The organism is Mesorhizobium intechi, assembly GCF_002879535.1.
Taxonomy (GTDB): domain Bacteria; phylum Pseudomonadota; class Alphaproteobacteria; order Rhizobiales; family Rhizobiaceae; genus Mesorhizobium; species Mesorhizobium intechi.
In genome coordinates, this window is sequence record NZ_PNOT02000039.1 from 1 (window position 1) to 10038 (window position 10038).

Sequence of the window (10038 nt, forward strand, 5' to 3'; positions counted from 1 at the left end):
GGCAAGGGTGTAGACCGTCACCAGCACCTTCTTGGTCTGTATGCCCGACAGCTTGGCCGCCTCCTGGTCGTCACCGACAGCGTAGACATGGCGGCCCCAGGCGGTGTGGTTGAGGACGTACCAGAGCAGCAGCACCAGCGCGACCATGGCGATGACGCCCAGCGTCAGCACCGCGGTACCGACCTTGAAGCTCAGGGCGAACAGATGCAGCAGCGGCGCCTGGGTATCGACGTCGGTGTCACGGATCGTTTCATTGGCCGAATAGATGAAGTTCGTGGCCATGACGATGTTCCACGTGCCAAGGGTCACGATGAAAGGCGGCAGCTTCATGTAAGCGACCAGCAAGCCGTTGAGCAGCCCGCAGGCAGCCCCGGCGGCAAGCCCGAGCGCCACGGCCACCACGCTCGGCAAGCCGTAGCTGACGGCGCAATTGCCCATGATCACCGCCGAAATGACCATGATGACGCCAATCGACAGGTCGATGCCGGCGGTCAGGATGACCAGTGTCTGCGCAGCGCCCAGAATGCCGACGATGGCAATCTGCTGCAGGATCAGCGTCAGCGTGTAGGACGAGAAGAAGCGCCCGCCAATGGTGATGCCGAAGATGATGATCGACAGGACCAGCACGATCAGCGGCACCGCGGCCGGTGTCGAATGCAGGAAGTGCTGGACGCGCCTGACTGCGGATTTGTGTTCGTCGAACGCGGCAACGCTGGTGTCGCTGCTCGAGAGAACCTTCTCGAATTCCTGAGCTTGAGCCATGTTTCCTCCCCGTGAAGGGTCAGCCTAGCGCTGACGCCCGTCCACGCCTTTCCGGTCTGTCGCCGGGATTGTTCGCGGTCACGCGACCCATCGTCCACCCGAAGCGGCCGGGGATCAAGCCCCGACCGCTCGAGTTCTCTAATTGCCGGTCAGGCCGGCATCAGCCCCAGCACTTGGCGAGGCCTTCCTTGGTGTCGATGGATTTCACGCCGTTGGCCGGCTTGTCGGTCACCAGGTTGACGCCGGTGTCGAAGAAACTCTTGCCTTCGGTCGGCTTCGGCTTGGTTCCATCCTTGGCGAAGGCGGCGATCGCCTCGATGCCGAGCGCGGCCATCTGCAGCGGATACTGCTGCGACGTCGCGCCGATGACACCTTCCGTCACCGACTTCACGCCGGGGCAGCCGCCGTCGACGGAGACGATCAGCACCTGCTTTTCAAGGCCGACAGCCTTGAGCGCCTGGTAGGCGCCGACCGCGGCGGGCTCGTTGATGGTGTGGATGACGTTGATGGTGTTGTCCTTCTGCAGAAGGTTCTCCATCGCCTTGCGGCCGCCCTCCTCATTGCCGTTGGTGACGTCGTGACCGACGATGCGCGGATCGGTTTCGTCGCCGATCTTGTTGGGATCCTTCACGTCGATGCCGTAGCCCATCATGAAGCCCTGGTCGCGCAGCACGTCCACGGTCGGCTGCGACGGCGTCAGGTCGAGGAAGCCGATCTTGGCGTCCTTGGCCTTGTCGCCGAGCGTTGCCGCGGCCCAGGCGCCGATCAGCTTGCCGGCCTCGAGATTGTCGGTGGCGAAGGTCGCATCGGCCGCGTCGATCGGGTCGAGCGGCGTGTCGAGCGCGATCACCAGCAGGCCGGCGTCACGCGCCTTCTTCACGGTCGGCACGATGCCCTTGGTGTCGGATGCGGTGATCAGGATACCCTTGGCGCCGTCGGCAATGCAGCTTTCGATCGCCGCCACCTGGCTTTCGCTGTCGCCGTCGATCTTGCCGGCATAGGTCTTGAGGTCGACGCCGAGTTCCTTGGCCTTTGCGGTCGCGCCTTCCTTCATCTTGACGAAGAACGGATTGGTGTCGGTCTTGGTGATCAGGCAAGCGCCGACGCCGGCCGCGGAGGCGGATGACGCAAACGCCATCAGACCCAAGGCTGCCGCGGCAAACACGGTCGATTTCAACAATTTTGTATTGGTCACGATCTTCCTCCCAGTGGAACCATTCCGGATGCCGGCCACCGGCATCTACGGCGCATCCTACGAAATTCTCCCAGCGTGGACGCCCCCTCAACAGACACCAGACCGCAGCTCCTGTCAATAATTAAATCACTCTTATTTATTATTGACAGCCTTGCGTCGTTCACTCATTCTGGCCCAAAAGCATTGAGGGGAAACAACGGGAGGAACAGGGTGGAGACCGCCACTGCGAGGCACGGTTCGCCCGAAGCGAATGACAGCCTGATTCACCGCGGCACCAACCAGAGCGGCATGCGCGATCACAACGAGCGGCTGGTGCTCTCGCTGGTGCGCCAGCAAGGCAGCCTGGCGAAATCCGATATCGCCCGCATGACCGGACTTTCGGCGCAGACGGTTTCGGTCATCATGCGCGAACTCGAGGAAGAAGGCCTGCTCGTGCGACAGGCGCCGCTGCGTGGCAAGATCGGCCAGCCATCCATACCTATGGCGCTCAATCCGGAGGGCGCCTTCTTCATCGGCCTCAAGATCGGCCGCCGCAGCGCGGAACTGGTGCTGATCGATTTTCTTGGGCAGGTGCGCTCGATGCTGCAGCACTCCTATCGCTATCCCGCACCGCGCGAGACGGTTGAATTCGTCACTTCAGGCATGAAGAAGATGCGCGGCGAACTGACACCGGCACAGGACAAGCGCATCGCCGGACTCGGCATCGCCATGCCATTCGAACTGTGGAACTGGGCCGACACCGCTGGTGCGCCGCGCGATGTCATGGACGAATGGCGCCACCGCGACATCAGGGCCGACATCCAGGCGCAATGCGATTTTCCAGTCTATCTCCAGAACGACGCCACCTCGGCGTGCGGCGCCGAGCTCGTCTTCGGCCAAGCTGGCGGCGCGCGTGACTTCGTTTATTTCTATATCGGTGCCTTCGCCGGCGGCGGCATCGTGCTCAACGGCCGGCTGTTCGGCGGCCCGACCGGCAATGCCGGCGCGCTCGGCTCCATGCCGGTACCCGGGCCGGACGGCAAGCCGACCCAGCTGATCGACGTGGCGTCGATCGCCATGCTGGAAAAAGCGCTCAATGCCCGCGGCGTCGAAGCCTCGCACCTATGGACGTCGCCCGAGGATTGGGGCGAGATCGGTTCCGAACTCGACGACTGGGTCGCCAGCGCTTCGCAGGCGCTCGCCTATGCCATCGTCGCGGCGTCCTCGATCATCGATTTCGAGGCGGCGGTGGTCGACGGCTGGATGCCGCGGGCCGTGCGCCGCAGGCTGGTCGATGCCATCATCGCGGCCATTGCGACAATCGACGGCGAAGGTCTGAAACTGCCCGCCGTCCGCGAGGGAACCGTCGGCATTCACGCCCGGGCGCTCGGCGGCGCCAGCCTGCCGCTATCCGAACGCTTCCTGATCGGCTCGACGACGATTTCAAGGAGCGCCTGAATGCTGATCGGAATCCCCGCGCTGCTCGGTCCGGACCTTCTGGCGACACTGCGCGCCATGGGCCATGGCGACGAGATCGCCCTGGTCGACGGAAACTATCCGGCCGAAGAGCAGGCGAAGCGCCTGATCCGGGCCGATGGCCATCCTCTCATTCCCGTGCTCGATGCGATCTTGAGCGTGCTGCCGGTCGACGACGCCGTTCCGGAAGCCCTGTTCCGCGCCTCCGTCAAAGGCAATCCCTCGATTGCCGATCCGGTCCATCACGAGATCGAGGCGATCTGCGCCAAGCGCGCACCGGGTCGCAAGGTGGTTGCACTGGCCGGCGCCGACTTCTATGCACGGGTCAAGTCGGCGCATGCCATTGTCGCGACAAGCGAGCCCAGGCTTTACGCCAACATCATCATCCGCAAGGGCGTGATCTATCCGCCGGAGACCAAGACGCCATGATCCTCTGCTGCGGCGAAGCCCTGATCGACATGCTGCCGCGCATCACGACGCTGGGCGAGCCGGCCTTTGCCCCCTATGTCGGCGGCGCGGTGTTCAACACGGCGATCGCGCTCGGCCGATTGGGGGCGCCGGCCGGTTTCTTTTCGGGCCTGTCGTCGGATCTTTTCGGCGGCCAGTTCAGGGACGCGCTGGGGGCGAGCAAGGTCAGCTCGACCTATTCCCACACCTCGCCCAGGCCGACGACGCTCGCCTTCGTACGGCTCGCCAATGGCCAGGCGACCTACACGTTCTACGACGAGAACACCGCGGGGCGCATGCTGACGATCGACGACCTGCCGTCGCTCGGCAACGAGATCGAAGCCATGCTGTTCGGCGCCATCAGTCTGATCTCGGAGCCCGCCGGCGGCGCCTATGAAGAGTTCATGCGGCGCGAGCACGCAAGCCGCGTCATGATGCTCGATCCCAACATCAGGCCGAACTTCATCCCGGACAAGGCCAAGCACCTCAGGCGCATCCGCGAGATGATGGCCATGGCCGACATCGTGAAACTGTCGGACGAAGACCTCCATTGGTTCGGCGAAGCCGGCTCGCATGAGGATGTCATCCGCAACTGGCTCGACCGAGGCCCCAAGCTGATCGTCGTGACCCATGGCAGCGAAGGTGCTGTCGGTTACACCAAAGACCATACCGTCACCGTGATGCCGGAGAAGGTTGAGGTGGTCGACACGGTCGGCGCGGGCGATACGTTCAACGCCGGCATTCTCGCCTCGCTGCATGAACAAGGGCTGCTGACGAAGGCGGCCATCGGCGGCCTTCCGCAAGACGCCATTCGCAAGGCATTGACGCTTGGTGCCAAGGCAGCGGCAGTGACCGTGTCGCGCGCGGGCGCCAATCCGCCTTGGCGGCATGAAATCGCCTGAGTAACGCTCAATTTAAGTTGAGCCAGCCGATCACTTTATGTTTCGCGGGGCCGCCCAGCGGGACTATAAGGACGTGAACGCGCCCGACGAAGCCCGGATTTCCGGCATCTTGTGAAGATACGCCGGAAACCGGAGGTAACAGACTGCGACACCTAGGCAATTGGCGGCTCTGGCTGTCCGGCTTTCTCGGCAAGCACAACTCTGATACCAGCGGGCCGTTCTTTGGCTAGACCGCCCGGTTGAAAATCGTTTTTGAGGCTGACATGCAGTTCATCGATCTTGGCGCACAGCGCGAACGCATCCGCGACCGGCTGAAGGCCGCGATCGACCATGTCGTCGAGGACGGCCGTTACATCCTGGGCCCGCAGGTCGCGGAGTTCGAGAAGAAGCTTGCGGCCTATATCGGCACCAAACATGTCGTGGCCTGCGCCAACGGCACCGATGCGCTGCTGCTGCCGCTGTTCGCCGCCGGGATCGGCCCGGGCGACGCGGTATTCGTGCCGAGCTTCACTTTCGCTGCCACCGCCGAAGTGGTGGCGCTGGCCAAGGCGGAACCGGTGTTCGTCGATGTCGATCCGGCGACCTACAACATCGACATCGCCAGCCTCGAGGCGGCCATCGCCATGATCAAGAAGGAAGGCCGGCTGCAGCCGAAGGCGATCATTCCGGTCGACCTGTTCGGTCTCGCCGCCGACTACGATGCCATCATGGCGATCGCCAACCGCGAGGGGCTGTTGGTGATCGAGGACGCCGCCCAGTCGATGGGCGGGTCGCTTGACGGCAAGATGTGCGGTGCGTTCGGCCATGTCGGCTCGACCAGTTTCTATCCGGCCAAGCCGCTTGGCTGCTATGGCGACGGCGGCGCGATGTTCACCAACAACGACGAGATGGCCGACAAGCTGCGTTCCTTTGCCTTCCACGGCAAGGGCGAGACGCAGTACGACAACATCCGCGTCGGCATCAATTCGCGGCTCGACACACTGCAGGCGGCGATCCTCATCGAAAAGCTCGCCATTCTCGAAGACGAGATGGTGGCGCGCCAGGTGGTGGCAAACCGCTATGCCCAAGGGCTGGGCGACATCGTCACCGCAGCCCGCAACCTCGATGGCAGCCGTTCGGCCTGGGCGCAGTACGCCATCGAGACGCCCAAGCGCGACAGCCTGAAGGCGCATCTGAGCGAAAAGGGCATTCCGTCCGTCATCTACTACGTCAAGCCGCTGCATGCGCAGGTCGCCTATAGCGACTACCCGCGCACGCCGACCGGTCTTGCCGTCTCGGAGGAACTGCCGAAGCGCATCCTGTGCCTGCCGATGCACCCCTATCTCAGCGAAGCCGACCAGGACCGGATCATCGAGACGATCCGCAACTATATCGGCTCGAACTCGGCGCAGGCCGCAGCCGAGTAATCGGCAGCTCTCAAGCGGGGCTCGCCCCTGCCCTGCCGCTAGCGATGAAATGCGGGTTGGCGAAATCTTCGTCATCGGCCTGGTCGCGTTTGCCGTAAGCCAAGGGCTTGCCGTCCAGCGTGCGTGTGGTGCCGCCCGCCGCGCGCAGCACCGCGTCGCCGGCCGCGGTGTCCCATTCCATGGTGCGGCCGAAGCGAGGATAGACGTCCGCCTCGGCGCTGGCGAGAAGACAGAATTTCAAGGAAGAACCAACGGAAACGATCTCGGCTGCGCCAAGGTCGCGTATATAAGCTTCGGTTTCCGGCGTGTTGTGGGAGCGGCTGGCAACCACGGCCAGCGGTGATGCGGCCGCTCTCACCGAAATCGGCCGGCGGCCGACAATCTGATAGTCGTCATTGATTTCCAGGGCTTCCGCGCTGCCCGGCCGCCCCGAAAAGAAGCGGCCAGTGCAAGGCGCGAAGACGACGCCAACTTCCGGCACACCATGGCGAACAAGCGCGATGTTGACGGTGAAGTCAGTGCGGCGATTGACGAATTCCTTGGTGCCGTCGAGCGGATCGATGAGGAAGAACGTGTCGCCGAGATCGGCCGGCATGATTCCGGCCGCCGCTTCCTCTTCGGCCACGCAGGGAATCTCGGGAAATGCGGCGCGCAGGCCCGAGAGAATGATCTTCTCGCTCTCGCGGTCCGCCTCGGTCACCGGCGAGGCGTCTGATTTCCGGTCGACGGCGCAACCAGCGTGGAAGACCCGCATCACCTCGCGTCCAGCCGCCAGGGCCAGCCGCTCGAAGACGTCAAGCATCGACCTGTCGTCAGATACCGCCGCCACTTTCATATTGGTCTTCGGCAATGTCGCGCTCATTCAGCCAATGTTCCAGGGCATCTACCATCTCTTCCGCCGATTTGCCGAGCGTCTTCAGATGGATTTCCGGGTGTTCCGGTGCTTCGTAAGGTGAATCCACGCCGGTGAAATTCTTGATCTCGCCATTCAGCGCGCGGGCATAAAGGCCTTTCGGATCGCGCCTGGCGCACTCCTCGAAAGGCGTGTCGACAAACACCTCGATAAACTCGCCATCGGCCATCAACTCGCGCGCCATGCGCCGTTCGGCGCTGAACGGCGAAATGAACGAGACAATGACGATCAACCCGGCATCGGCCATCAGCTTGGCCACTTCGGCGACCCGACGGATGTTCTCGACGCGGTCGGCATCGGTGAAGCCGAGATCGCGGTTGAGACCGTGGCGGACATTATCGCCGTCCAGGATATAGGTGTGACGGCCGGTGGCGAACAGCTTCTTCTCGAAGAGGTTGGCGATGGTCGACTTGCCGGAGCCGGAAAGCCCGGTGAACCAGAAGACAGCAGGCCGCTGGTTCTTCATGTCGGCGCGCACACGCTTGCCGACATCGAGCGATTGCCAGTGGATGTTCTCGGCACGACGCAGCGAGTGCACGATCATACCCGCGCCGACGGTGGCGTTCGATATGCGGTCGATCAGGATGAAGGCGCCGGTGGTCCGGTTTTCGGCGAAGGGATCGAAGGCGATCGGCGCCCGTGTCGAGATGTTGCAGATGCCGACTTCATTCATTTCAAGCGACTTGGCCGCTTCATGGGCGAAGTCGTTGACGTTGATGCGGTATTTCAGGTCGGTGACCGTGGCGCTGGTCTGATCGGTTTCGGTGCGCAGGATGTAGGAGCGGCCCGGCAGCAACGCATGCTCGTCAAACCAGACGATGTTGGCGGCGAATTGATCGGCGACCTGCGGCCTGGCGGCCGGCGAAACCAGCATATTGCCTCTGGAGACTTCCACCTCGTCGTCGAGAACAAGCGTGATGGCCTGGCCGGCCACCGCCTGTTTGAGATCGCCGCCGTGAGCGACAATGCGTTTGACATGCGAGGACTTGCCGGATTTGGCGACGACGACCTCGTCGCCTTGCGCGATGGCCCCCGACGCGATCGTGCCGGCAAAGCCGCGGAAGTCGAGATTGGGGCGGTTGACGTACTGCACTGGAAAACGGAACGGCTGCTCGACGGCAGGCTCCTCGACCGAGACGGTCTCGAGGTGCTCGATCAGCGTCGGACCGGAATACCATTGCATATTGGCGGAGCGGCCGCTGACATTGTCGCCGTATCGGGCCGACATCGGGATCGGCACGATGGTCTGGAAGCCGAGATCGCGCGAGAACTGTGCATAGTCATGGACGATCCGGCCGAAGACCGCCTGATCGAAGTCGACGAGATCAATCTTGTTGACGGCCAGCACGATGTGACGGATGCCGAGCAGCGAGGCGATGATCGAATGGCGCCTTGTCTGGCGCAGCACCCCTTGCCTTGCATCGATCAGCACGATCGCCAGGTCGGCGGTCGAGGCGCCCGTCGCCATGTTGCGGGTGTACTGTTCATGGCCGGGCGTATCGGCGACGATGAATTTGCGCTTCGGCGTGGCGAAGAAGCGATAAGCAACGTCGATGGTGATGCCTTGCTCGCGCTCGGCCTCGAGGCCGTCGACCAGCAGCGCGAAATCGATGTCATCGCCCGTGGTGCCATGCTTGCGCGAATCGCGTTCGAGCGCGGCAAGCTGATCCTCGAAAATCTGCTTGGTGTCGGACAGGAGGCGCCCGATCAGCGTCGACTTGCCGTCGTCGACCGAACCGCAGGTCAGGAAGCGCAGCAGCGACTTCTTCTCCTGCGCGGCCAGGTAGTCGCGGATGCTGTCGGTGGGGGCGAGGCTTTTTGCCATGATGTGACGCATGGTCAGAAATACCCCTCGCGCTTCTTCTTTTCCATCGAGCCGGCTTCGTCACGGTCGATCAGGCGGCCCTGCCGCTCGGATGTGCGCGCGGTCAGCATCTCGCCGACGATGGCTTCGAGCGTGTCGGCATCGGATTCTATAGCGCCGGTGAGCGGATAGCAGCCCAAAGTGCGGAACCGCACCAGGCGGTTCTCCACTGTCTCGCCGGGGCGCAGTCTCATGCGGTCGTCGTCCTTGAGGATAAGCATCCCGTCACGCTCCACCACCGGCCGTTCCTTGGCGAAATAGAGCGGCACGATCGGGATGTTCTCCTGCAGGATGTACTGCCAGATATCGAGCTCGGTCCAGTTCGACAGCGGGAAGACGCGGATCGATTCACCCGATGCGATGCGGGTGTTGAAGATCTTCCACATTTCGGGGCGCTGGTTCTTCGGATCCCAGACATGTTGGGCATTGCGGAACGAGAATATGCGTTCCTTGGCGCGCGATTTCTCCTCGTCACGGCGGGCGCCGCCAAAGGCGGCATCGAAACCGTATTTGTCGAGCGCCTGGCGCAGCGCCACGGTTTTCATGACATGGGTGTGGGTGTTCGAGCCGTGGTCGAACGGATTGATGTTGTCGCGCACGCCGTCTTCATTGACATGAACCAAAAGGTCGAAACCCAGTTTCTGCGCCATCTGGTCGCGGAAAGCGATCATCTCGCGGAACTTCCAGGTCGTGTCGACGTGCAGGAACGGGAAAGGCGGCTTGGCGGGATAAAACGCCTTCATCGCCAGATGCATCAGCACGGATGAATCCTTGCCGACCGAATAGAGCATGACCGGTTTGGCAAAGGCGGCCGCCACCTCGCGGAAAATATGGATGGACTCGGCTTCAAGCCGCTGCAGATGCGTAAGGGCGATTGTCATAGACTGTGAACGTTCTCTCGTGCCTTGCGACAGAAGACCTCGCGTCAAATCATCGAGCTTTTGTGCCCGGTTCAAGCTTCGCTTCTGGACAAAGTGTTTCGTGCGGGCGTTCTAGCAGATCGGCGCACGGCAAAACAATGCAAGACGAGCCCGGCAGCGGTCAGTTCGGGAATGATTTTTCCATGCTTTAGCCAAAACCCGGAAATTTCCGTT

At 62.7% G+C, this 10038-nt stretch carries 9 protein-coding genes; 4 read left to right on the forward strand and 5 right to left on the reverse strand.

The window, feature by feature from the left end; genetic code table 11:
• Both C1D09_RS03300 and C1D09_RS03305 read right to left on the reverse strand, forming a co-directional pair.
• On the reverse strand, nt 1-762 hold a 762-nt coding region (locus tag C1D09_RS03300), incomplete at its 3' end, for an ABC transporter permease (protein WP_143972972.1).
• Between the two features lie 160 nt (nt 763-922).
• The gene (locus tag C1D09_RS03305; protein ID WP_425463399.1) at nt 923-1900 is read right to left on the reverse strand and encodes a sugar ABC transporter substrate-binding protein; all 978 of its coding nucleotides are present in this window, start codon (nt 1898-1900) and stop codon (nt 923-925) included.
• 267 nt (nt 1901-2167) lie between these two features.
• Between C1D09_RS03305 and C1D09_RS03310 the strand changes: the two genes are divergently transcribed.
• The 4 genes from C1D09_RS03310 to C1D09_RS03325 all read left to right on the forward strand — a co-directional run bounded on the left by C1D09_RS03310 (nt 2168) and on the right by C1D09_RS03325 (nt 6167).
• Nucleotides 2168-3394 (forward strand): ROK family transcriptional regulator, encoded by a 1227-nt coding sequence (locus tag C1D09_RS03310; protein WP_143972974.1) that lies wholly within the window; start codon nt 2168-2170, stop codon nt 3392-3394.
• Entirely contained in the window at nt 3395-3841 is a 447-nt protein-coding gene (locus C1D09_RS03315; protein ID WP_143972975.1) for an RbsD/FucU family protein, read from the forward strand.
• A complete protein-coding gene (locus C1D09_RS03320) occupies nt 3838-4761 on the forward strand; it encodes a carbohydrate kinase family protein (RefSeq protein WP_143972976.1) in 924 nt (307 codons plus the stop codon). Before C1D09_RS03315 ends, C1D09_RS03320 begins: the two co-directional genes overlap by 4 nt.
• Before the next feature lie 263 nt (nt 4762-5024).
• Nucleotides 5025-6167, forward strand: a complete 1143-nt coding sequence (locus C1D09_RS03325) for a DegT/DnrJ/EryC1/StrS family aminotransferase (RefSeq protein ID WP_143972979.1) — start codon at nt 5025-5027, stop codon at nt 6165-6167.
• Between the two features lie 10 nt (nt 6168-6177).
• Here the strand turns inward: C1D09_RS03325 and cysQ are convergent, their stop codons facing one another.
• From cysQ to cysD, 3 genes are read right to left on the reverse strand one after another with little or no spacing between them, the layout of a single operon-like run.
• On the reverse strand, nt 6178-6969 hold the full coding sequence (gene cysQ, locus C1D09_RS03330) for a 3'(2'),5'-bisphosphate nucleotidase CysQ (RefSeq protein WP_167514462.1): 792 nt from the start codon (nt 6967-6969) through the stop codon (nt 6178-6180).
• A gap of 10 nt (nt 6970-6979) precedes the next feature.
• Nucleotides 6980-8917, reverse strand: a complete 1938-nt coding sequence (gene cysN / locus C1D09_RS03335; RefSeq protein WP_167514460.1) for a sulfate adenylyltransferase subunit CysN — start codon at nt 8915-8917, stop codon at nt 6980-6982.
• Nucleotides 8918-8919: 2 nt separating this feature from the next.
• Nucleotides 8920-9825: a sulfate adenylyltransferase subunit CysD gene (gene cysD, locus C1D09_RS03340; protein WP_143972978.1), complete on the reverse strand. Its 906-nt coding sequence runs from the start codon at nt 9823-9825 to the stop codon at nt 8920-8922.
• Between the last annotated feature and the right edge of the window lie 213 nt (nt 9826-10038).

Excerpts from the sequence above, each read along its gene's own strand:
- C1D09_RS03305 (WP_425463399.1), bottom strand. The coding sequence starts at position 1,900 with ATGGCGTTTGCGTCATCCGCCTCCGCGGCCGGCGTCGGCGCTTGCCTG.
- C1D09_RS03315 (WP_143972975.1), top strand. The coding sequence starts at position 3,395 with ATGCTGATCGGAATCCCCGCGCTGCTCGGTCCGGACCTTCTGGCGACA.
- C1D09_RS03320 (WP_143972976.1), top strand. The coding sequence starts at position 3,838 with ATGATCCTCTGCTGCGGCGAAGCCCTGATCGACATGCTGCCGCGCATC.
- C1D09_RS03325 (WP_143972979.1), top strand. The coding sequence starts at position 5,025 with ATGCAGTTCATCGATCTTGGCGCACAGCGCGAACGCATCCGCGACCGG.
- cysQ (WP_167514462.1), bottom strand. The coding sequence starts at position 6,969 with ATGCTTGACGTCTTCGAGCGGCTGGCCCTGGCGGCTGGACGCGAGGTG.
- cysN (WP_167514460.1), bottom strand. The coding sequence starts at position 8,917 with ATGCGTCACATCATGGCAAAAAGCCTCGCCCCCACCGACAGCATCCGC.
- cysD (WP_143972978.1), bottom strand. The coding sequence starts at position 9,825 with ATGACAATCGCCCTTACGCATCTGCAGCGGCTTGAAGCCGAGTCCATC.